Raw genomic sequence first — 21,720 nt, 5'->3', positions numbered from 1 at the left:
AAAACGTACAAAAGCCTGCAATCAATTGATTGCAGGCTTTTTGCTTTTACGGTTAACACTAAAATATTCAAAAAATCACATATAAAAAGTGAGTGATTCGGTGAGTAATTTAGTTGTTTATTTACTCACCAAATTGAATGTAAGTTTCTGATTTACAGAAACTTCATCTATTGAACGACTTGACGTACACTGACTGCAAGGCTACTTTTGTTAACCTTAAATCAGTTGATTATGAAAACAAGTTTCAGTCTGCTTTTCTACCTGAAAAAGCCAAAAAATTACACTAAAGGTGCTGTTCCTGTTTATTTAAGAATTACCGTTGACGGCAAACGTGCCGAACTTGCTACCAGCCGGGAATGTGAACCAGGGCTATGGAATACGAAGGCCGGACACATGACAGGCACAAAGGAAGAAACCAAAAACTTTAATGCCTATCTGGACAAAATGAAAGCGGGCGTTACTGCTTCACATACGCTATCATGTGTAGAAGAAGAAGACATAACCGCTGAAAATGTTAAATTAAGGTATCTGGGCAAAGCAAAAAAAGCGCATACCTTGTGTGAAGCCATCAAAGCGCATAATAAGAACATGAAAGTTTTAGTAGGGAAAGATTATGCCAAAGGAACGCTCAAAAGATTTGAAGTACTTGGAAGGCACGTTTCGGAATATCTCTCTTTTCAATACCGTAAAAGCGACCTGAAGGTAAAATATGTAGACCATGAATTTATCAGCGGGTTTGATTTTTACCTGCGCAGTCAAAAAGCAAACACCAACAATACCGCTGTCAAACACCTTAAAAACTTAGGAAAGATCATCCGCATTTGCGTAAGTAACAAATGGATCAGTAGCGATCCTTTCTTTGGCTATAAATTAAAATCCAAAGAAGTACACCGTAATTACCTGACAGCGGATGAACTGCAAAGAATAGCGCAAAAGGATTTTACCACACAAAGACTTTCACAGGTAAGGGACTTTTTCCTGTTCAGTTGCTATACAGGGTTGTCTTATGCGGATGTTCAAAAACTAAAGTCATCAGATATTGGTATCGGGGTTGACGGAGAACGCTGGATAGTGACCTACAGACAAAAGACAGATACAAGAGCAGCAATTCCCTTACTTCCCGTTGCAGAAGTCATACTGAACAAATATAAAGACTGTCCTGTATGCGTTAATCAAGGAAAGGCTTTACCTGTTTCCAGTAACCAGAAAATGAACGAATATCTGGTAGAAATTGCCGCCCTTTCGGAAGTAGACAAAAAGCTGGGCAACCGCATTGCCAAACGTACTTTCGCTACTACAGTAACCTTAATGAACGGTGTACCGATTGAAAGTGTTTCTAAAATGCTTGGGCATACTAACCTACGTACTACCCAGCTTTACGCTAAGATATTGGATGAAAAAGTGGGTAATGACATGGCACCATTAAGAGAAATGTTTGCCGCAAGCCCCGCTGTAGCTGTAAAAGCTATAGCTGGTAAAATAATTACAGATGAAATACTGGCTATTGATGCTACAGACCATAAAATAATTGCGGATGTAGCCATACTACGGGAGAAATTCCAGACAGCGGTATAAACGCCAAACAAGCCTGAAACGTTGTTTCGGGCTTGCTTTTAGTCCTTGTAAAGTGCGCCAAAAGTGGCTGAACGTTCGGCTCTGCAATGTCCAGGCCTCAACCGAAGGAAACTGACGGCCACCACTCCGTAAATGCCAAAAGCGAGAACAGTGCAAAGACAGTGCGTCTGGGTTTCGCAAGCCACACCGAGCGTGGGGATAAATTAAAAGAGCCTATCCATTCATGATAAAAGCCACTGCATTGCTGTGGTGGCTTCTATTTATTGGCCTTTGAAACATGGCCATTGCAATTATACATAAGGCTTCAAATTTTTACAGTTCTGACTTCTTCTTCTCGGTGTATATATAGCTTGCATTCATAAAGTTTATAAGTTGGGTATAAAAAAACAGCATATCGGTACTTTCCTTTCCCTCGGCAAAATCAGATGATGCATTTATCCACCCTTTGTAAAGTTGCCATGTTTTCTCCCTTATATCATGCAGGGCATGATTGCCAAAAAAGTCGATCATCACGTTCAAAGGATTTTCCATTTCATAGTTGGTTAAGTTTGCGGGCTGGAAATCCAGCTCTTTCATTACGTCTTCCATAATAATAAGATTTAAGTCCATACAGATTAGTTAATTAATTGCAATTGAAGGTTTAGGACTTTCTATAAATTCATAGACCCTTGCCAATTGTTCCTTAAAGCCTTTAAAATGTTGCTGATAATGGCTTTTAAGTACTGAAATATTAAGTTTCCGTTCTTCAAAATAGGTCAGAACAGTATAATCGGTTAAGGTTTCCAGCAGATAGAACCTTTTGGGGTCATTCTTCGCACTGATGAAAAATGTAACATTGCGTTGTTCCGGTATGAATATTTTTTTACCCACTTTAAAGCGTAACCTTAATTCGTAATAATCCCCTTTATCCAGCCACAGGAAGCAAATTCTAGGAACTTCCATAGAAAAAGAACAGACGGGCATATCTTTTTTTCTGGGTTTACCGACTATGTTCTTCATACCAAGCGTATGGTAATGACTGGCAAATAACTGACATTTCAATAGCGGAATTGCCTGTTGCCATAAAAGGAATACTTTCTCTCTTTTTCGGATGTTATCCTTTTTAATGTCTTCCTTTTCTTTTTCAGTGCTTTGATATTCAGGCGACTTGATTAAAGCCAGTTCCATCATTTTAAAGCAAAGTTGATTTAGCTTTTGCTGAACAGGTGTATAATCCAGTACAGGTAAGTCCTTTTGATCTTTAATGAAATTCACGTAGGTCTTAACAGCATCCTTTTTGTTTGTCAATAGTCCCGAATAAGGAATTAAGAAAGGAAGGTGATTAGAATGCCATGATCTTAATAATGTATCGGCCAAACAATAACCTATAGTCTCACCGTTTTCGCCTGCGATACTTTCTTTGGCTTGCTTCAGATTCACACGCACTTTATCTCTTGTATCGTTAAGCGGGTATATTAGTTGCTGTTCCGGTTTATAGAAATTAGAATATCTAGGCTTCAGGTATACATCTAAACCCTGCCTGTCATTAATTACAGTCAGGAATTTACTTTTGCCTGTTTTCGTATCAAAGAATCCCGGCCAATAATACTTGTCAAAATCATAGTGGTCATCGAAGTGAATCAATCGATTTAAAGCCAAATAAGCATGACGGCTTAAATAGGCTTCATGGGTATCTACACTGCAACTTACCAGCAATTCTGTAGCCGTTGCCTGTAAATAAACCCTTTCTTTATTTTCGTTTTCGAGTTCAATGCCAATAGTCAATATCTCGTTATGGTAAGAGATTTTCCGGACATCAATGCTTTGATAAGGTCGTTCTGTTCTCCTAAAATCAGAATGTTTGTCTAGGGTTAACCGGGTCAGCCTTAGTGTGCCTTTTTCAAATGGAAGTTTAAAGAACTGTAACCCGGCAGGTGGTGATTTAATTGCCTTATTCATCGTCCACCTCACTTTCTCCGGCAAGTTCCTTGTATTGCTCGGCTTCCTGCTGTAGCTGTACTATTTTATTGGTACACATATCCTTAGCAAGTGCTATAAACACTACAGCTTTGTTGTACAATAGCCAAGCATCATCAGCTAAAACAACAAATGAATTTTTATAACGGACACCAGAATAGCTTTTTTGTAATATATCAAACAGCCTTTCGTCTTCGTAGCTGCCAGATAAAAACGTTTTGATCGGTTCATACGAAAAACTACAGCATAAGCGTAAGAGCCTATGGAGATTATGTATTTCTGAACGATAAGCCTGACAAACTCTGATTAATCCAATACATGTTTGTTCAACTACTTGATGGAGCATAAATACACAAACATTATACTGTTCTTTATTCAGACATTCACTTGCACCAATCAGGAAACTTTCTGCTAACGGCAGTATGTAATCAAAGTGTTTTTTTGCTTTTATTGCAGCTACACTGGGAATAAAACAAAAGGGAAAATCAAGATTGGTCATGCCATCATGGCTGTAGATCAATTTTCCAACCCTATAAACGGTAATGAAAAAGCGGCTGTTGGCTTTTATGGCTTCTTCGATTGATTCTCTTCCATGACATAAGATGGTAATTGTCCCATGTTTATAATGTGTATTTGAAAAATCCTGCACCTCATAATCAATTCGGGTGGGACTTTCGGTAACCAAAAGCAAACAGTAATTACATTTATACTTTGTTTGCTCTTCAAAAAAACATCCTGCCGTCTCTTCTGATAAAGCATTTCTTGCAAAACAGAAAATCTGTAGGGGTTGGAACTTCTGAACAATAGATTGTATGAAGTCTTTAAAATGAGCTTTTTGCTCGAATACAGGTAATGAGATTTGTGTTTCCATAATAACTAGCGTTTGATTAAAAACCAAATCTCATCCCGATCAGGTACGTACCGAACCGGAATGCGTGGTATATTACGCCTGATTACTTGTTTTTTACTGCGTGATAATTTTTTATATTTGTTCCTATGGAAACAACAACCAAACTTAACAACTTGCATATTGGAAGAAAAATCGGTCGGATTCGTGAGTTAAGAGGAATGAAGCAGGAAGCAATGGCTATGGAATTGGGTATTAGCCAGCAAACTGTTTCTAAAATCGAACAAAGCGAGAAGATTGAAGAAGAGCTTTTAGAACAAATTGCCAAGGTATTAGGTGTGCCGAGCGAAGGGATACGAAATTTTAATGACGAAGCAGTGTTTAATATTATAGGCAACACTTTTACTGATAGCAGTTCAAATAACAACAATTATTTGTGTACCATAAATCCATTGGAAAAGATAATTGAACTTTACGATGAAAAGGTTGCCCTTCTGGAACGACTGTTACAAAGTGAGCAGGATAAAATAGAAATATTAAAAAAAAGCAAGTAACTTAATTTTTAACCTCTCAATCCAGATGAAATCTCTTTATTGAAGTACAATCGAATACCGTCTTTGTGCTTAGAATTTAAAATGGGTAGTTAGTCGTTAATAACCACAAACTAATTCTAATTGGCGAATTGAACAATTACTTAAACACATTTTTATGCCACCCAAAACAGTCCGTTATAATGCTTTAGATTGCACACAAAATAATAAAGTATTCTATGTAGCAATATTGCCAAATAGTATATTAGAGCAAGTATGCTTTATTTCCAGAAGAGATGAAGATGCAGAAAAAGGTTTTCAGAGAACTCTAAATGAATCTAGAGCTAAAGATATCGCTAAATACTTAGATGAAAATAAGGGAATTATACCCTCGGCACTCATCCTTAGTGCTCAAGATACCGCAAAATTCAGGTTTGACAAAGAAACGGGAAAGATTGCTTTCCTAACCTCACCAAGTAGCTTTATGGTCTTGGATGGGCAACATAGACTATATGGATTGCTAAAAGCAACAAAAACTTATGATATACCAGTAGTAATATTTAACGGATTAAATACTGCTTCTGAGGTTAATCTATTTATTGATATAAATACGACCCAAAAAGGCGTTCCTACAACTTTGTTACTTGATATTAAAAATCTTTCAGGAAGGGAGTCTAAAAAAGAAGAAAAGCAAAGGGATTTGTTTGATAGATTAAACAAAGAGAGTGTTTTAGCTGGATTAATGTCACCAGCTAAGAGTAAAGTTGGTAAAATTACTAGAGTTTCATTTAACCAAGCTACAAATGAACTTTTTGAAAGTGGTTTTTTCCAAGATAAGGATATCGATACAGTCTACAAAGGGGTCAAAAACTATCTCGAAGCGGCGGAACTCGTATTTAAGAGAAGTAAATCCGAAAAAGCAAAACTAACAAATTCAACATTATTTAGGTCTTTATTTGCGATCTTTAATGAAATAATAGATGCCGCCTTAAAAGATAGCGGAGACCTAAAGGTCGAATCGTTGACCAATAGTTTAGACCCAATTTCCAGAATTGCTTTTGATCTTTATACAGGTACAAGTAACGCAACTTTCAACAAGGTTGTTTCTGATATGCGGAGAGAACTTAATGGATATGAGAAGCGATATAATGCTATGGATAGTGAAGATCTATTTTAATGGAATTATTTGGTCAGAACTATTTCCGAATAAGGAACGAATCTATAATTCCCAGCATTGGGTATGGCATAAAAAAAACTAAGGTTGAACATTGGGGCTTCAAGGAAGTCTTGACAACTCAGCTCATTGAATTGCGTAAAATTTCAGCCAATATTTATGAAATAGAAATATCTAAGTCAGATTTCTACAAGGCTTTACATTGTGATATTGAGCTGTTTATGAACAAATGTTTCGTTCAATATAATGATTTCGTTGTTTCAAAAAATAACTCTTCAACGTGGTCTTTCGTGACGATGTATTATCTATCTTTTTTTTCCATGACCGCCTTTTTTCGTTTGATGCGAAAAGGGTTTATTTTTTTGCAACAAGACCAAGCCAGAAATTTGGAAAATTTTAGCTTAGCCATGTATGGTACTATCATAAGTGTCAAACCTGGCAACTATTATTTTAGCTATAACGGGGAAAGTGCAAACGGTAACATAATATTAAATTTAAGTAATAAAGGAGAGGGAGTTCATAAACTCAGTTGGATTCAATTAGAAAATACGATTAGGGAGTTCTTGCCATTTTGTGATGCTGATGAAAAGACTATTTTTCAATCTCTATTAAATTATTTCATATATTTCAAATCGGAATTTCCATCTCATTTAAGGAATAAATTAAATTATCATGGTGACTCCTCTTTATTAGATTTAGATAAAAAATTGATAAACAAAGATTTAAAATTTGAGGAGAGAGATTTAATAAGGGGTATTTTATCAATTAATAATGATTCGAGGTTGGAAAATCAAATTAATGCGATTTCTTTTCTCTCGTCATTTCTATTCAAGTATGCAAATACACTATATAATGAATACAATACCAGAAGTGAATTTGGAAAAGATTTTGAAAAAATTAGAAAGGATTTTTTCAAGCTAAAAGGCATATCAATTTTTAATAATTGAGGACTGGAATCTATAATTTTTTGATTATCTACTTTTGCTAACTCCTTTCTTGTTTTTTCTCCTGCGGATTGCGGCTTCTTCTTCGGGGTTTATTTGTGGTGCTTCATAAACAGGTTCCAATAAAATAGTAAGTAAATCCTTTCCCGTATTTGGTGCGGATGCGACCATCTGTCCTGTGGTTTCAAAAAGCCCGTTTGCCACGTTCCTGCTTAATTCTCTAATCATATTATTCTGCCCGGTGTGATGTTCAGGTAGATTGCCTAATAATTGCATCTGTGATTTTTGTACGGCTGTTCCGTTCTTCATGGTATTGGCATAAGCTAGGCTATCTTTCAGCCCCCTTTCAAATTCAAAAAACTCATCAAAAAGACTTTCCCCGGATTGTTTAAAGGCAGTACGATTAAACTGTCCTAATTTTTCAGAATGTTCTTTATTTGTCCCTTTTGAGGTATTTTGCGGGCTTAATTTTATGGTATTGTTCTTGTCCTTACGGCTGACAATGATCTGTATGTGCATTTGACGGCCTTCTTTGCGCGCTCCCTTTTGCCTCGTCCCACTTTTAACTTCTTTATCGTTGTGGCTGTAATAACGGTAGTTTTCGTGTTTCCCGAACCAAACTAAATCTTTGTGACTGTTAATGCCTGGTCTTTTGAAATTCCGGGCGTATTCGTCCATTACCTTCACTGCAAACTGCTTTAACTTGTCCTTTGCACCCTGTTCGCCATATTTGGCGAACAGGTGTGCTAGTTCCTTTTGGCTCGGACTGATATTAATCAGAAAAAACTTATTGTCGTTACGGCCGAGTTTAGCAATATTACGGTCTATCTTCATCCTGACTTCCTGCCGGCTGATTTCGTTTCCTGTACCATTAAACCAATTTTCCTGTGGTAAGCCTCTGCCTTTTTCGGGTTGCAGGTGGTTTTCCTTTTCCAGATAATTGACCAGTGCGCCGCTGCTCCCTTTGTTATTGCCTGTCTCGGATGCTGTGATGTTGATAAACATACATTATAATTTTTTGAGGGAATCCCTTACATGACTTTGCAGTTCTTCTTTTTTTACAGCGGATACAGGCCAGCCCAATGATTCACGGTGCGTGATATAATACTCCAGTATCTTTTTGAAGTTGGCTTTTAATACTGCCTTATCATCCAGACTGGCTTGTGTTATGGCAATAGCTTTGTCGAGAAGTGCCATACGCATAAGGATTTGTTTGGTCTGCTCTTCATCATTTAACGCATATTGGCTAATGCCTTTAAAGTATTTGGTGTGTACATTTGCGATAGCAATAAGGTTTCCAATGTCCGACAAAATAGGCATGAGGAAATCGCTTTCCTGCTGGCGGATAAAAGAAATGATCCTGCTTACGCCGTTAATTAGCTCTTTTTTCAATACTTCATCGCTAAGGTCTGAGGGGTCTTTCTTGCTCTTATAGAAATAGTCAACCATCTGAATGAAAAACAGCCGCTTGGTACGCCCAAATTTTAAAGTAAGTTTTTCCAGCTTATCATCTACCGTTACCGGGTAACGTATAGATTTAACATTAAGATCTTCCATCTGCTTATCTGTTATCTATTGTTTCAAAAGTCAGCCTGATTTGTGTACCCTTCTGGGGATGCCATGAGGGCTTATATTCGATATAGCCGTAACTTACCAAGTCCTTAATATTTTTATGATAGGTTGCTATTGATCGGATGCGTGAAAAACGCATTAACTTTGGCCTGCTGATCTGAAAAGGTGCGCCGGGGTGTTCTCCACTACTGAAATAAAACAAGGCCATAAACAGGCTGATATGAGTTGGAAACAATCGTTCATCCGATGCCACATGCTCAAAGTAACTACTAAGGGCGTGTTTTTGTATGCTCAGGTAATCCATATTATAGCTTTGCATTTTGTCCTCCTTCCATGATCTGATCTATCTCTGATTTGCTGTAAAACATACTACCGCCAATTTTACGGAACGGTAACGTGCCGTTAACGCGGAGGTTCTGCAAAGTACCGGGCGATATGTTTAACATTTTCCTGACCTCGGAACTTCTTAACCATTGTTTGTTCTGGCTTTCTTTTTTCTGCCCTATGATACCTTTCATTTCCTCCAAAAAATCCGTCTTGAACTGTTGTAAGTCTTCCATTGTGATAATATCCATTTTCATAAATTGCGCTCCTTTCTGTTATTTTATGTTATTATTTCACTGTATTACTATAGCCTAGTGGCTATATTTTCAGGATACCGCCGGGTATCCTGTTTATTGCGTTTGGGGGCTTGTAACCCCTGAAAGTATCCCCGGAGGATACTTTGAACCCATCTAGTGATAGCGTAGGGGCAAGAAAGTAGGGCTCTGCCCAACTTCCGCTTGCTCAAACCCCGAAAGGGGACTGACTGTCTGAACCGCCTTTCTACCACTTTAGAACATGCTGTCTTACATAACCACAAGCCCATTAACGGTATGCTGTTCATGGATGTGTCCTCTGTTTTTGTTACACATAACCCGCTATAATAGGTTCGTAGATATATTGCTTATCAGCTATATTGTTATGCAGATATGCCGCGTATTGGTTATATAGATATATGGCCTGCCAACTATCTAGCTATATGGTTATATAGATAGACAGCCTATCGGTTATATAGCTAAGCAGTTATACACCTTATTCTTGCGGGGGACTTTTTGCTGTGGGGCTATGTTTACCGTTAGCGACCCATTCCAGTAATTTGTTTCGGGAAAACAGCAATTTGCCTGCTGTTTTGGAAAAAGGGATTTTGTTCTGTCTGACCAGACCATAAAGCGTAGGTCTTCTGTAGTTGATTAGTTTGGCTGCTTGCCTGGCATTTAGTAACTGGTCTGTACCGGATGCTTTAATGTCACATTCACCGATAACATTTCTAACAGATGTTTCCATGATGGCGGAAAGCTCTTCTTTAGATAGGACGGTAAATAAGATTTTTTCTTTGTCCATAATATTCGTTTTATGGACACAAAGGAATAGCACAAAAACATATAAATTTACAATGTCATTAATGTAATAATTTATGTTTTTTAAGGATGTTTAACAATTCTTCTACATAAGGATTAACCAATTTGCTGTTCTTTATTATTTCAAGGCCTTTTGGATTATTGGTAGACATTGTGTTCTTAATGCTCATAGGCTCAGAACCTGAAAAGACAGTGAAGTGTCTTTTTAAAATACCTACGTATTCCATTTGTGTAACTTTACGGTTATATTCATGATTAACGTTGTATGTTGCATACATTAATGCGTTCAGTACTTGACGCATATCGCCCTTAGAAGTACGTTTATTCAAATCTTTGTCATATGGTATGAAAGCATCTGGAAATGCACCCGAACTAAAAGATGCCCCCAGAAACTTCGACAATTGATCAGTATCAAATATCGCTTCTTCTTTACCGTTTTTGGTGACTAGTGGGGCTGTAAGTATCAGCCATAACGATTTAATTTCCTCTAAATTACAAAGAAGCTCTATGCGTTCGGTTGCTACAACTTCACTATCAGTTACATCATCAGTGGATTCAAAAGGGTCAAAATCAATAAACTCGGAGGGCTTAACTTCTGATTTGACTTTGACACTGGGTTGTTCTTCGGTTATATTTTCGTTATTGATATTACCTAAGTTCTTACCATAGCCGTTATAATGAAAGCGCAATCCGGGGCTTCCCCCAGGTTGGGCGCTTTCTAAATTATTGATTTCAACAAAGCCCCGATAAAGATTAGCTTGCAAGTAACCTAAATTATAAAACAAGCCCTTATCTAACTCTCCATCAAAGTATAAGAAATCAAGACAGAATAGGCAGAAATTGCGTAGATAAGATATTTTTTGTTCAGAAGGAAGGGTATTGGACTGAACAATGTTGCTATTAAATTCCTTTATCCCGAGTCCATAACCATTAATAAATAGTTCTACAAAATTCTCTTTAGCCTGAAAATTCCAGTCCATAAAAAAACTGACTTCGTAATTTTCTAAATGATCTGTATTGGTCTGCAAAAATTCAAACAACTCAATATCGCTTATGAAATATGGTTGATCGTTCCGTAAAAGTTCTTTAAAAGGAAAATAGCCTAAACGGTTAAGCAAATCAAAACGGCTATCACTTTTTTCAATATAGCTGTCTTTCTTCTTGATTAACGGCACTCTCATGCCGTCATAAATATGGCCGGAATAAGGGCTGAAATTTTTGAGGTGATGGAAAAACATACAGTTCAGTTTTTAGAAACTATTATTGCTAAATTAATGAAATTAGTTAGTCAATAAGTTAATAATAAACCAGAGTTGTTCTAATGAGTCATTTTATTTACCCTAAAGCACAAATTCACCGTGTTTAGCGGTTCTTCATCTGAATAAACAACAAAACCAACTGAAAACCTGTTGGTTTTGTTGTTTTCACAAAAAGACCTTTTTTAAGTCGCCTTATTCTTTATGTTTACCATATAGAAGAACATTTGAAATTATATACCGAAGCTCAAATTTCAAATCATAATTCATATCTATCATCTCAGCTTTTCCACATAATTTTAGAAGTGTGCTTAGATTATCCAGATGTCCAACTTTGTCCCTAGTAAACAAATCCTTCAATTCTTTTATTCCTCTAAATGGACTACGAGGACTTATAATTTTTTCTTCTATCTTCGCTCGTAAGCTGTCCGGCGAAGTGGCTTCCTTTAAGAAATAAAACTCCTCTTTGAAGAAATCTATATCGTGAAAGAATTCTGATATACTTCCATAGCTCTCGACGAATGTTTTAGGTACTACTGTGTGATTAATTGTTTTATCTAATTTAATATCCTTAACACGCTTGTTAGGAAAAAAATACAGTTTGCCGTTCTCATCCTCATGAGCTAACTTAAATTCTAAAGAACTATAAAATCCAATTGAGGTGTTTCCTTGATCTTCATTGCGAATAGCTATTGATGGATGAATATATCCCAATTCTTTCAAATACGTTTGGTGAGAACTTGGGAGAATTATCTCGATTTTAGACTCACTTAAGGCAATGGAGCTGATATTGAAACTACGTCCTTCAACTGTACTAATTCGATGTAATTCTAAAATTGTTAATACAAAAGTTTCTGCCACTCCATACTCCCTGTACTTATCTGAATTAATACTTTTTAAAAAATATCCTCCGTCTACACTATCATACAACAATCGATACAATCGCGGTGATAATTTCGATCCTTTCTCCAAATAATGATCTTGCCAAGATGTATTGACCGCATTTAATAAATGTTGATCTCGAACATTCTTTTTCAAAAAATTGATGTACTGACTTAATTTCCTTCCTTCATAAAACATATTTACGGAGTTATAAAGTCCTGTAGCTATCAATTCATCTACTACTGCACCTTCAATCTCAGCATTTTTAATCGTGAAAATAACATCATTATCTACATCAAATGATGTGATAACGTTGTCGTTGGTAGCCATGAGTCGGATTTGCTCAAAACGAGAGGTATACTTCTTTACCAATGGCACAAGTAAATCTATCTTATCAAATTCAATCCTAGTATCATCTTCGAGCTCATATTTGGCTACAATCAAATCTTTGACTTCTTCATTTTTTATTAAGTCAATTAACTGATGAGAGTGTACATAACCTTCACCGCCCACAAAATTTTCCATTTTGTAATTCTTCTGTACGAAGAAATCTTTTCTTTCCATCCTTATTCATTTTAAAATCTAATAAACTTTCCGTCAAAAAACATTGACATGGTTGACTAGCTGTGAAAACAACATATTCTCACACCTTTCGCTAATAAGCGACCATGAAATCAATCAGAAAAAGAAGAAGTGGAATTATTTTTGCTGCATATAAAACAAATTATACCTTTGCAGCGTTTTTAGACGAACGCATTTACTAAATCTTCTTTTCAATCCTAGCTGATTGGCTTGATGATGATGTAAAATTTATAAGGACTCAGGTTGAGTAGGATCTTCCTGAGTTTTTTATTTTATCTATCATCTCAATATCTAAACTATTAACTTTTCATATCTCCTTAATCTATTTTTTTAAACCTAACTCCTCAAACATCCTCAATTGTACATTAAGGTTATATTTCAATCCATATTTCAATCTAAACTCATACCATGTAGTACATTCTTTCATACACTCCGTTGCCTCGTATATAAATTGATCAAGAAATATCTTGGCTTCATCACTTAGAAATTGAAAATGCTTAAATGCTCTACTAAACATTTGCACATAAGGATTCACCCTTTGAAGTTTTGACAGTCCCTCGTTAGTAAACCTCCTATATATAAGTTCATTAGTATATCTACCAACAATATATTTACGGAACGTCTTATTCTTGGGAATTGGCCAATTATTCAATCTATAAATCTCGTCATAAAATGATTGAGGGAACCGCTTAGTATATTCAGATGCATATGCTGTTATGAACTTATCTAGGTTGTCCTTTATATCAGACAAGGAGATTTCCCTTCCACCTGTTAATAGTATCTTCTCATTCTCTCTGTCAAGATTAAAATCAGAAAATTTTTCTTTAACAGGCGCTTCTGTAAGATCAAAAATTAACTCTTGAAGAGCTTCCTTACTCAGCTGGTCTTGCTTTTTGTCAACATTAGGTTGCGAAAAGCTATCAACTATCTTATTATTTTCTCTTTTTTTCATAATTAACTATATAGTTGTCTATTACGGAGTACATACCTGTTAATACTTTCAAGATTATCCCAAGCAGAACTCAAATCTCCTAAACTTTGAGATACATCAACATTATAGGTTCTTGCTTTCATCCAATTAGTTGCCTTATTACCGGCATCATAAGCTTCAAACAAATAAATCATACATGGATGGACATCATTAAACTTGGCAAATTTTATTACCTCTTGATGATTATTAAGGTGTCTTTTTATCATTGATGATTTCTCCTTAGAAAAAAGATATTTTCTAGCAAAACTGTCAGCTTCCATCTCCTTCTGTGCCAGAACTGCATTCTCTGTTTCATCTAAACTTAAGTGATAACTTCCTTGAGATATCTCTTCCCAATCAAAGAGAACATGATATAACTCATGTATTAAAGCAAACCATAATGTAGCATAAAACCCTTTATAATCAGTCAATATCACGGCTGGTTTGCCATCTACCGGAATAGTTGCCCCACGTACATGTAGATTTGGAAAAGAAGGCATAAAAACAACACTAACTCCACACTTATAAAGCTGTGATATGACATCTTTTAAACCAAGTTTTTCCTGAGTAGAATACCACCTTATTTTCGGAAAAAATTCTATTAACTTATCTCTATTATAAGTGTAAGGATTATTAAGGTCTTTCAAAATTTCTTCAGCTTTAGTTAACCAGATATTCTGACTGAGGCTATTTGTCTTTTTTATCTTACCAGAACTAAAGGCAGGAACAATATTAGATGGCTTATAATCAAGCACATTACTCAAATGAAAGAGTTTGCAGATTTTTTCCTCAACCTCATCGAAGTCGGTAATGTCATTTATAAAACCAACTTTCTTTAATGTGGCTAGATCAAAATTATCTCGAATAAACTCTACTTTTTCCTGATTGTCTTTTGAAGGGAGCTGCTCCCTAAAGGATTTCATAAACAATTCTAAGACCTCCCTTTCTGGTCTTTGCAAAAAAGAAGATAACTTTATTAAAGTTAAGAAATCAACTCTCTTCAATGTACCATTAAGGACGCCAACTAGTCCTCGATGCTGAATTCCCATAATCTCCGCAGCAGTGGTCTGATTAATATCCAGATCAGCCAACCTTTTCTCAAATACAGTGGCCAATGTCTCCGAGCCTCCATCATTCATATCAGAAATGATCTTCCCCAATAAATCATCAACATTAAACTCTCCCATAATAATAACACTCCTATATTTACATTGCAAATATAATTAAAAGTGTCAATAAAACTATTTTAAAATATTAAAAAATGTATTAGTACATTTTTTAATGAAAATCGGTTCCAAATAATGGAGGTCTATAAATTCTAAATGACTTTGTGTAGTTTCTCTGACGTACACTGATTTATCATTGATAATTTAGTTAGTGCTGTAGGACAGTTTAACGATTAATAGCATTTTAAAATACTTTTACTATAAAAAATATAAGAATAGCACCTCATTACGCGAGGATTCTAACGATCCAAAATTAACGAAGATTTGGTAAATTGAAAAAACTACAAACTTTTGAAGTTTAAAGACAAAAGCAGATGGATAAACAACTAAATCCAATTTATCTGTTCGAACTTCTTCAACATCTTCTTTCCCTCTACTAGATGATGTGCAGATATATAGTGAATATTACCTAAAAGCCAACCATTATAATTTATCTTATCACTTGAATTTAAACGCTCTAAATTCGCATATGGGCCAAATCTCAGGCAGTTGTGAAGATGTGTATGAATATTCTTTCTGAACTTCTTTGGCACGCAAGCGTGGTGATTAACGTTTATGCCAGTAACCAACTGATTATTCGAGGATGTCACATAGGTCGTTTTTTCATTATTCACCAAAAAACCTTCTTTTCTAATAATATTCTCAATCACCGACTTCTTTAGTTTATTGCTAACTGACCCTGAAAATGTAAGGTCATCCGCATAGCGTGTATATGAAAATCCATTTTTTAAAGCATATCCATTTAACCTAATATCCATTCGGCTTGCTATAAAATTGGATATCGTTGGACTTGTAGGTGCACCCTGTGGTATAACAGCATTTTTTTTGTAGCTTTTACCGTAGCGTTGAACAGATTCAATACAACAAATTCTTGCCAAATCTATCGCCACTGATTCATTGAAACCAAGGATCTTAAACATCCCGAAAACCTTATCTTGCGTGATATGATCGAAAAAATCCTTAAGGTCAAATTTGATAATGAGCTCTTTTCCTTGATGTGGAAACGCATTCTGTGCAATTGAAATTCCCTTACGATATGAAGTTAGATAGTCTGGGAACGAAAGACTATCCAGGATAAACTCCTTGATCCAATATTGGTAATTTAGCAGCTCATTTTTTGGTGCGCTTATATACCTGAATCCACCGCGTCTCTTCTTAATGCGAAAATGCTTATAATAGCTATGACGTTTATTAAGAACCGTATTGAAGTCGTCTTCTTCAATACCCATTAAAATACTTAGATGTAATGGTGAGAAGATAACAGGCAAACTGTCTGCTATCAATTTGGCCGCGTACTGATCTAACCTTTCAATTAACTCTTGAGGCCTTTTATAAGCGATAGCAGTCTTACGCAAAAAATCCCTAGAGAATCCGTTATCCATACATCACTACTAAATACAGACCCATAAGCGCCCAATTATTTAAAATTATAAAATATCTCTTCAAAGAGACCTTTACAGAACCCAGCCCTAATGGCACCGAGCATAGTGTCAAGACACTAAATACGCTAATGCACGGAGAAACATCAAACTCTAGAGAAATCCTTTGGAACATAGTTGTCCTTCTTTACAAACTTAACTTTTTTGCTCCTATTATTTTTAAATTTTTGTATTTCTAGCTTAACATCTTCCAATTCTTCTCTGCCCTGATGTGTCAAATCATGCTCATCATTCAAGAAATCCATCTCCTGTCCAACAGCGATGAACTTATCCAACATGTCCACGTTCACACCAAGACTTCTTGCGATTACTGGCTCGGCTATCTTCTTCTCAATCATCAATAAAATATTAGCCAGAATATACTTATTTTTAGGATAATTGTGATAGAGAGAAAAACCGGGAGGGATTTCCAGATTCATCAGCGAAGCGGCATGCATTATACCTTGTCGATCGCGTTCGTAATCTTCTAGGATAAATTGATAGTCCCTTGGCAGCAAAGGCCACCATTGGTTCTTTGAAGACCATATAATCGGCAAAGTGTTGTTCGGAGGAAGATAGGCGAAGCCGATTATAGCTTGCGATCCTTCAAATCCTAGGGCATGCTTATTACCCCATAGCTTTTTTAAAGTGAAGTACTCAGTAGCAAGTTTTTGCAGGAGATCACGCTCTGACTTGTCCGTCCAGAATAAGGGCGTAGATCCAAAAATTGGCTCATGTAGATGTCCATCAATCTGTGCATGAGGTACAACATGCTTAATTTTTTCGACCGCTGCGGGCATAAAATGAAGTGCACTTACAAATGTATCCAATCTTTCAATCTTGTTCGCACTCAACAACATTACCTTAGCATAATATTCTGCAAAAGACCCACCAGTGCCCAGAAAGTCGTCAAAAAATACCAATGCACAAGAACCATCAAATTTGCAATCCATAATTTGTTGATCAGTAACTAGGAAAGTTGCTCTCCCATCTTTTTCCATCTTTTGGAAGACACCAGATTTCTTGAAATAATAGCTCAACATCGTTGCACTTTTTCCGTATTTGGCAATAGGTAAAAAATAAATATGGCTTTCTTTTGCAACAATATTTTCAACTTTTTCAACTAATTCATTGGTTCGAAAATAAAGCTCTTTTTGACCAACAAACACCAGCCTCGTGAGGATTTTAACGGCATTGGCTCTATCTTCTTCGTCAAAATTACCAAGCCACTGCAACAGTTCCATCTCTGTTTTTGTACCATCAAGATTTGTTAGTATAAAATTAATAGTATTGGGATCGACTTTATTTAATTGACGATCATCAACCTTTGCAACTGAAAATAACCTGTATAGAGCACTACCTTTTATCCACTCGACAAGATTGTTATATATTTCTCTCACTATTAAATTTATTTGTACCTCTACTAACTTTAAGAAATCAAAAAATTAATAATCCTTGTTATTTAGTTGATTTTTTTAAAGATAATTATTATATTTAAACATAGCAATTGCAGTTAAAAACGTACAAATAAAATGGTGAGCGATTCGGTGAGTCGAATTTAAAAACCACACCAAATACTATTAATCGCTGATTTTCGCACAAGGTTCGAATCCCAGCGGGATCACCAAAACAAACAAAAGCCTCTGTAAGTCAAATACTTACAGAGGCTTTTTAGTTCTACAGTCAATATTACTGTCAGTTTTAAACTTATAAAATGAACCTAGTATAATAACATAAACTGGGTTCACTAATTGTGCATTTCGGCAAAAATGGCCGCCCGTTCCGCATTTAAACTGTCACCCCATTTCGCTTTAAAGTGACCACCTGTTCCGGGGCAAACTGGCCGTTCTGATCTTTCGATCAGTTTTTTTCGCAACTGGCTTTCAGTAATAATCTTTCAATTTCTGCCTAAAATGATCGCTCCTGGGAGCATATCAGCAATTCAGGGTGGACTACGGTTTTGCTATTTGAGAGGATTACAGCGTTTTTTAAGCGTTACAGTGCCTCCACTAATGACTTTGTTTTTAGCATCCAAGAAGTAAAGAAGAAGCAATTTTAGCAAGTATAGATAGCCACCAGGCAAAGTAAATTACCCCGACCATTGGAAACTGTTACAACAAAAGTAGATTTGGTTATTTCTGTTTCTCTATTACTGCTGAACTTTGTATCAACAAAAAATATAGAAAATGAAAATAGTTATAACAGGTTCTCTTGGGAACATCAGCAAACCTCTTGCTGAAGAATTAATACAAAAAGGACATTTAGTTACGGTAATCAGCAGTAACCCTGACAAGCAAAAAGACATTGAAGCATTAGGTGCAAAAGCAGCCATTGGAAAATTAGAAGATATCGGATTTCTTACAGCGGCATTCAGTGGTGCAGATGCGGTTTACGCAATGATACCACCAGATTTTGCAGCCCCAGATCTTATTGCCCGTTATCAAACCATTGGCGGCTGTTATGCACAAGCCATTGAACAATCAGGCGTAAAAAAAGTGGTTCAGTTGAGTAGTTGGGGTGCTCACCTGCCTGAAGGTACAGGCGTTATTACCGGTTCGTATCATGTAGAGCAAATCTTTAACCAACTTAAAAATGTGGACATTACTTACCTGCGCCCGACTTCTTTCTACTATAATTTATTTCATTATATAGACATGATCAAAACGGCAGGTTTTATAGGTACCAACTTTGGCGGCAATGATAAAGTAGCCATGGTTTCGCCTGTAGATATTGCAGCGGCAGCAGCAGAAGAGCTGGAAATTTCTACGACAGGCAGAAAAATAAGATATATAGCCAGCGATGACCGAACCTGTAACGAGGTTGCTGCTGTTTTGGGAGCTGCCATTGGCAAACCGGATTTACAATGGAAATTGTTTACCGATGAACAAACAGGGATTGCATTGGAAAGTAATGGAATATCGCCCTATATTGCCAATTTATTGGTAGAATTGAATACGGCCATTCACAGTGGTGCAATGAGGGAAGATTATGACCAGCATCAACCCGTTATGGGGAAAGTAAAACTGGAAGATTTTGCAAAGGAATTTGCAGCGGTTTACCATCAAAAATAAGTATATTTCACTATGGCAAACATAAAACCACACCGGATTAAAACCATTACTGAATTTCACCGGTTCAGAGGATTGCCAAAGCCTGAGCATCCACTAATCAGTGTAATAAATTTTGAAGACATTAGTAATTTACCGGAAGAAGAGCCAGCAGGTATTGTCAATGATTTTTATTCAGTCGCAATGAAAAGAAACTTCAATGCCCATATGAAATATGGTCAGCAGAAATATGATTTTGACGAAGGTATTATGACATTTATGTCGCCGGGCCAGCTGCTTAAAATTGAAGTAAACAAAGAGAAGGAATTAAAACATTCAGGCTGGCTGCTGCTTATTCATCCCGATTTTCTTTGGGGTACTGCTCTGGCAAAAACAATTGGACAATATGAATATTTTGATTATGCTGTTCATGAAGCTTTGTTTCTCTCAGATAAAGAAGAAGCAATTATTAAAGCGATCTTACAAAGTATTAAACAAGAGTATCATTCAAACATCGATACATTCAGTCAGGGCCTAATTATTGCGCAACTGCAATTGCTGCTGAATTATGCGGATAGGTTTTATCATCGCCAGTTCATTACCAGAAAAATAGTCAACCATACAATGCTTGACCGCTTGGAGGAAATTTTATTGAATCATTTCAACAATGATGATTTGTTAAGAAAAGGACTGCCGACCGTTCAGTACATTACCGAACAATTAAATGTATCGCCTAATTATTTAAGCAATATGTTGAAAGTACTGACCGGACAGAGCACACAGCAGCACATCCACCATAAACTGATTGAGAAAGCGAAAGAAAAACTATCCACTACAGATTTATCTGTTAGCGAAATTGCTTATGAATTGGGCTTTGAGCATCCACAGTCATTCAGCCGGTTATTTAAAAGCAAAACAAATCAATCGCCATTGGCATTTAGAGAACACTTTAATTGATAAAAATATGACAACCATTAGTAAAGAACATAAATTTCTGACGCTGATCAACGTATTTACAGTTGATCCTATTAATCAGCAAAAACTTGTTGACTTACTAATTTTGGCAACAGAAAACAGTGTCCGAAAAGTAGTCGGCTTTATTTCATCAAGTCTGCACCGAAGTATCGATGGCAGAAAAGTTACCATGTATGCACAGTGGAAAAGTTTAGAAGACTATCAAAATATGCGGGATAATTCCGCAGCTTCTCCTTATTTTGATGAAGCACTCAAAATAGCCAAATTTGATCCTGGAATGTATGAAGTTGTTGCAACGTTCTTACCGGAGGCGGAGGGTTGAAACAACTTTTTTATCAGATGATATTATCGGATGAAATTTAACTGTGGATTTAGTCAACAAATACGTCTTTCTTGGGGTCGATATAATATTTAAGCAGAATGCGGTTGACATCTGTCAACCGCATTTCTAATCTATTTTTTACATCCTTATACCTTCCTATAAAAATAGGACAGTAATGTTGTTGCTGTTATTCCAAAATTGCTTTAGGCTCAAGATATTCTTCCAGGCCAAATTCACCATACTCCCGTACAATACCCGATTGCTTAAAACCACCGAACGGTGCTTTCGAATCGTGGGCAATACCATTAATGCAGACTCTTCCGGCATCAATTTGAGTAGCTACCCGGTAAGCTCTTTCTTTATCTGATGAGCTAACGTATGCACACAGTCCATAGGCTGTATCATTGGCAATGGATATTCCGTCCTCTTCGTCTCTATAAGGTATGATACTTAGAACTGGTCCAAAAATTTCTTCCTGAGCGATACGCATTTCATTTTTCACGTGAGTAAAAACAGTTGCCTTTACAAAATTTCCGTCTTCTAATCCTTCAGGTTTTCCGGAACCTCCCGCTAATAAAGTCGCTCCTTCTTCCTGTCCGATTCTGATATATTCCTGTACCCGGTCAAACTGTTTTTCACTTACCATCGGCCCTACACCGGTATCTGCATTTTTGGGATCGCCTACCTTTATTTTTTCAACTGTTTTTTTTTGCAATTACATTTACTTCATCCAATTTACTGTAAGGAACTAATAAACGGGTAGCGGCGGCGCAAGCTTGTCCACTATTCAGAAAAGCACCCATAATTGCTGTCGGGATTGCCGTCTCTAAATCAGCATCATCCAAAATGATGTTTGGAGACTTTCCACCAAGTTCCAGTGTAACCCGCTTCATGGTATCAACGGCTCCTTTTGCAATAATTTTTCCTACTAGCGTAGAACCGAAGTTGAGCGACAAATCTACACTTTAACGGAAAACGCTCAAATGCGTAAAAAAATTTTTGAGGGGAAGCTAAAAATCCAGACTTAACTACAAACAAACAGTC

General features: G+C 36.4%; 23 protein-coding genes. 7 read left to right on the top strand and 16 right to left on the bottom strand.

Translation table 11 applies throughout. The features are described 5' to 3' along the window. Positions 1–231: 231 nt before the first annotated feature. Positions 232–1,575: a site-specific integrase gene (locus tag R2Q77_RS19510; RefSeq protein ID WP_316805386.1), complete on the top strand. Its 1,344-nt coding sequence runs from the start codon at positions 232–234 to the stop codon at positions 1,573–1,575. A gap of 312 nt (positions 1,576–1,887) precedes the next feature. On the opposite strand, the gene R2Q77_RS19505 is transcribed toward R2Q77_RS19510, so the two are convergent. From R2Q77_RS19505 to R2Q77_RS19495, 3 genes are read right to left on the bottom strand one after another with little or no spacing between them, the layout of a single operon-like run. Beyond that, on the bottom strand, positions 1,888–2,184 hold the full coding sequence (locus R2Q77_RS19505; RefSeq protein ID WP_316805385.1) for a hypothetical protein: 297 nt from the start codon (positions 2,182–2,184) through the stop codon (positions 1,888–1,890). A gap of 9 nt (positions 2,185–2,193) precedes the next feature. Next, complete coding sequence (locus R2Q77_RS19500; RefSeq protein ID WP_316805384.1) at positions 2,194–3,513, bottom strand: hypothetical protein; 1,320 nt, start codon at positions 3,511–3,513, stop codon at positions 2,194–2,196. Next, the gene (locus tag R2Q77_RS19495) at positions 3,506–4,402 is read right to left on the bottom strand and encodes a HEPN domain-containing protein (protein WP_316805383.1); all 897 of its coding nucleotides are present in this window, start codon (positions 4,400–4,402) and stop codon (positions 3,506–3,508) included. The genes R2Q77_RS19500 and R2Q77_RS19495 overlap by 8 nt, the downstream gene beginning before the upstream one ends. Positions 4,403–4,527: 125 nt before the next feature. On the opposite strand from R2Q77_RS19495, the gene R2Q77_RS19490 reads away from it, so the two are divergent. The 3 genes from R2Q77_RS19490 (at position 4,528) to R2Q77_RS19480 (ending at position 7,029) form a co-directional block, all read left to right on the top strand. Further along, a complete protein-coding gene (locus R2Q77_RS19490; protein WP_316805382.1) occupies positions 4,528–4,932 on the top strand; it encodes a helix-turn-helix transcriptional regulator in 405 nt (134 codons plus the stop codon). A 154-nt stretch (positions 4,933–5,086) separates the two neighbouring features. Further along, entirely contained in the window at positions 5,087–6,085 is a 999-nt protein-coding gene (locus tag R2Q77_RS19485) for a DGQHR domain-containing protein (RefSeq protein WP_316805381.1), read from the top strand. Next, on the top strand, positions 6,085–7,029 hold the full coding sequence (locus tag R2Q77_RS19480) for a hypothetical protein (RefSeq protein ID WP_316805380.1): 945 nt from the start codon (positions 6,085–6,087) through the stop codon (positions 7,027–7,029). The genes R2Q77_RS19485 and R2Q77_RS19480 overlap by 1 nt, the downstream gene beginning before the upstream one ends. A gap of 24 nt (positions 7,030–7,053) precedes the next feature. Here the strand turns inward: R2Q77_RS19480 and R2Q77_RS19475 are convergent, their stop codons facing one another. The 11 genes from R2Q77_RS19475 to R2Q77_RS19425 form a co-directional block, all read right to left on the bottom strand. Continuing rightward, positions 7,054–8,031, bottom strand: a complete 978-nt coding sequence (locus tag R2Q77_RS19475) for a DUF5712 family protein (RefSeq protein ID WP_316805379.1) — start codon at positions 8,029–8,031, stop codon at positions 7,054–7,056. A 3-nt stretch (positions 8,032–8,034) separates the two neighbouring features. After that, on the bottom strand, positions 8,035–8,583 hold the full coding sequence (locus R2Q77_RS19470) for a BfmA/BtgA family mobilization protein (protein WP_316805378.1): 549 nt from the start codon (positions 8,581–8,583) through the stop codon (positions 8,035–8,037). Positions 8,584–8,587: 4 nt separating this feature from the next. Continuing rightward, positions 8,588–8,917, bottom strand: coding sequence for a hypothetical protein (locus R2Q77_RS19465; protein ID WP_316805377.1), 330 nt, complete (start codon positions 8,915–8,917; stop codon positions 8,588–8,590). Continuing rightward, positions 8,904–9,158, bottom strand: coding sequence for a helix-turn-helix domain-containing protein (locus R2Q77_RS19460; RefSeq protein WP_316805376.1), 255 nt, complete (start codon positions 9,156–9,158; stop codon positions 8,904–8,906). The genes R2Q77_RS19465 and R2Q77_RS19460 overlap by 14 nt, the downstream gene beginning before the upstream one ends. A gap of 514 nt (positions 9,159–9,672) precedes the next feature. After that, positions 9,673–9,981: a helix-turn-helix domain-containing protein gene (locus R2Q77_RS19455; RefSeq protein ID WP_316805375.1), complete on the bottom strand. Its 309-nt coding sequence runs from the start codon at positions 9,979–9,981 to the stop codon at positions 9,673–9,675. Between the two features lie 58 nt (positions 9,982–10,039). Next, positions 10,040–11,236 (bottom strand): hypothetical protein, encoded by a 1,197-nt coding sequence (locus R2Q77_RS19450; protein ID WP_316805374.1) that lies wholly within the window; start codon positions 11,234–11,236, stop codon positions 10,040–10,042. 213 nt (positions 11,237–11,449) lie between these two features. Then, entirely contained in the window at positions 11,450–12,700 is a 1,251-nt protein-coding gene (locus tag R2Q77_RS19445) for a hypothetical protein (protein ID WP_316805373.1), read from the bottom strand. Positions 12,701–13,040: 340 nt separating this feature from the next. Further along, entirely contained in the window at positions 13,041–13,670 is a 630-nt protein-coding gene (locus tag R2Q77_RS19440) for a P63C domain-containing protein (protein ID WP_316805372.1), read from the bottom strand. Positions 13,671–13,672: 2 nt separating this feature from the next. Then, positions 13,673–14,875, bottom strand: coding sequence for a hypothetical protein (locus R2Q77_RS19435; RefSeq protein ID WP_316805371.1), 1,203 nt, complete (start codon positions 14,873–14,875; stop codon positions 13,673–13,675). 365 nt (positions 14,876–15,240) lie between these two features. Beyond that, complete coding sequence (locus tag R2Q77_RS19430) at positions 15,241–16,296, bottom strand: reverse transcriptase family protein (protein WP_316805370.1); 1,056 nt, start codon at positions 16,294–16,296, stop codon at positions 15,241–15,243. A gap of 143 nt (positions 16,297–16,439) precedes the next feature. Continuing rightward, positions 16,440–17,732 (bottom strand): hypothetical protein, encoded by a 1,293-nt coding sequence (locus R2Q77_RS19425; RefSeq protein WP_316805369.1) that lies wholly within the window; start codon positions 17,730–17,732, stop codon positions 16,440–16,442. A 786-nt stretch (positions 17,733–18,518) separates the two neighbouring features. Between R2Q77_RS19425 and R2Q77_RS19420 the strand changes: the two genes are divergently transcribed. The 3 genes from R2Q77_RS19420 to R2Q77_RS19410 are packed head-to-tail and all read left to right on the top strand — an operon-like array spanning position 18,519 to position 20,676. Then, positions 18,519–19,403, top strand: a complete 885-nt coding sequence (locus R2Q77_RS19420; protein ID WP_316805368.1) for an NAD(P)H-binding protein — start codon at positions 18,519–18,521, stop codon at positions 19,401–19,403. Positions 19,404–19,415: 12 nt separating this feature from the next. Beyond that, positions 19,416–20,336, top strand: coding sequence for a helix-turn-helix transcriptional regulator (locus R2Q77_RS19415; protein WP_316805367.1), 921 nt, complete (start codon positions 19,416–19,418; stop codon positions 20,334–20,336). Positions 20,337–20,343: 7 nt separating this feature from the next. Continuing rightward, positions 20,344–20,676, top strand: coding sequence for an antibiotic biosynthesis monooxygenase family protein (locus R2Q77_RS19410; RefSeq protein ID WP_316805366.1), 333 nt, complete (start codon positions 20,344–20,346; stop codon positions 20,674–20,676). Between the two features lie 187 nt (positions 20,677–20,863). On the opposite strand, the gene R2Q77_RS19405 is transcribed toward R2Q77_RS19410, so the two are convergent. Both R2Q77_RS19405 and R2Q77_RS19400 read right to left on the bottom strand, forming a co-directional pair. Next, positions 20,864–21,391, bottom strand: coding sequence for an aldehyde dehydrogenase family protein (locus R2Q77_RS19405; protein ID WP_316805365.1), 528 nt, complete (start codon positions 21,389–21,391; stop codon positions 20,864–20,866). After that, complete coding sequence (locus R2Q77_RS19400) at positions 21,372–21,632, bottom strand: aldehyde dehydrogenase family protein (protein ID WP_316805364.1); 261 nt, start codon at positions 21,630–21,632, stop codon at positions 21,372–21,374. Before R2Q77_RS19400 ends, R2Q77_RS19405 begins: the two co-directional genes overlap by 20 nt. Positions 21,633–21,720 lie beyond the last annotated feature (88 nt).

The organism is Pedobacter nototheniae, assembly GCF_032678625.1.
Taxonomy (GTDB): Bacteria; Bacteroidota; Bacteroidia; order Sphingobacteriales; family Sphingobacteriaceae; genus Pedobacter; species Pedobacter nototheniae_A.
Note: the sequence above shows the minus strand (reverse complement) of the source record. Positions and strands in the feature narration are given on the sequence as shown.

Bases quoted from the DNA above. Each gene is read 5' to 3' on its own strand.
- R2Q77_RS19510 (WP_316805386.1), top strand. From the start codon at position 232: ATGAAAACAAGTTTCAGTCTGCTTTTCTACCTGAAAAAGCCAAAAAAT.
- R2Q77_RS19505 (WP_316805385.1), bottom strand. From the start codon at position 2,184: ATGGACTTAAATCTTATTATTATGGAAGACGTAATGAAAGAGCTGGAT.
- R2Q77_RS19500 (WP_316805384.1), bottom strand. From the start codon at position 3,513: ATGAATAAGGCAATTAAATCACCACCTGCCGGGTTACAGTTCTTTAAA.
- R2Q77_RS19495 (WP_316805383.1), bottom strand. From the start codon at position 4,402: ATGGAAACACAAATCTCATTACCTGTATTCGAGCAAAAAGCTCATTTT.
- R2Q77_RS19490 (WP_316805382.1), top strand. From the start codon at position 4,528: ATGGAAACAACAACCAAACTTAACAACTTGCATATTGGAAGAAAAATC.
- R2Q77_RS19485 (WP_316805381.1), top strand. From the start codon at position 5,087: ATGCCACCCAAAACAGTCCGTTATAATGCTTTAGATTGCACACAAAAT.
- R2Q77_RS19480 (WP_316805380.1), top strand. From the start codon at position 6,085: ATGGAATTATTTGGTCAGAACTATTTCCGAATAAGGAACGAATCTATA.
- R2Q77_RS19475 (WP_316805379.1), bottom strand. From the start codon at position 8,031: ATGTTTATCAACATCACAGCATCCGAGACAGGCAATAACAAAGGGAGC.
- R2Q77_RS19470 (WP_316805378.1), bottom strand. From the start codon at position 8,583: ATGGAAGATCTTAATGTTAAATCTATACGTTACCCGGTAACGGTAGAT.
- R2Q77_RS19465 (WP_316805377.1), bottom strand. From the start codon at position 8,917: ATGCAAAGCTATAATATGGATTACCTGAGCATACAAAAACACGCCCTT.
- R2Q77_RS19460 (WP_316805376.1), bottom strand. From the start codon at position 9,158: ATGGAAGACTTACAACAGTTCAAGACGGATTTTTTGGAGGAAATGAAA.
- R2Q77_RS19455 (WP_316805375.1), bottom strand. From the start codon at position 9,981: ATGGACAAAGAAAAAATCTTATTTACCGTCCTATCTAAAGAAGAGCTT.
- R2Q77_RS19450 (WP_316805374.1), bottom strand. From the start codon at position 11,236: ATGTTTTTCCATCACCTCAAAAATTTCAGCCCTTATTCCGGCCATATT.
- R2Q77_RS19445 (WP_316805373.1), bottom strand. From the start codon at position 12,700: ATGGAAAGAAAAGATTTCTTCGTACAGAAGAATTACAAAATGGAAAAT.
- R2Q77_RS19440 (WP_316805372.1), bottom strand. From the start codon at position 13,670: ATGAAAAAAAGAGAAAATAATAAGATAGTTGATAGCTTTTCGCAACCT.
- R2Q77_RS19435 (WP_316805371.1), bottom strand. From the start codon at position 14,875: ATGGGAGAGTTTAATGTTGATGATTTATTGGGGAAGATCATTTCTGAT.
- R2Q77_RS19430 (WP_316805370.1), bottom strand. From the start codon at position 16,296: ATGGATAACGGATTCTCTAGGGATTTTTTGCGTAAGACTGCTATCGCT.
- R2Q77_RS19420 (WP_316805368.1), top strand. From the start codon at position 18,519: ATGAAAATAGTTATAACAGGTTCTCTTGGGAACATCAGCAAACCTCTT.
- R2Q77_RS19415 (WP_316805367.1), top strand. From the start codon at position 19,416: ATGGCAAACATAAAACCACACCGGATTAAAACCATTACTGAATTTCAC.
- R2Q77_RS19410 (WP_316805366.1), top strand. From the start codon at position 20,344: ATGACAACCATTAGTAAAGAACATAAATTTCTGACGCTGATCAACGTA.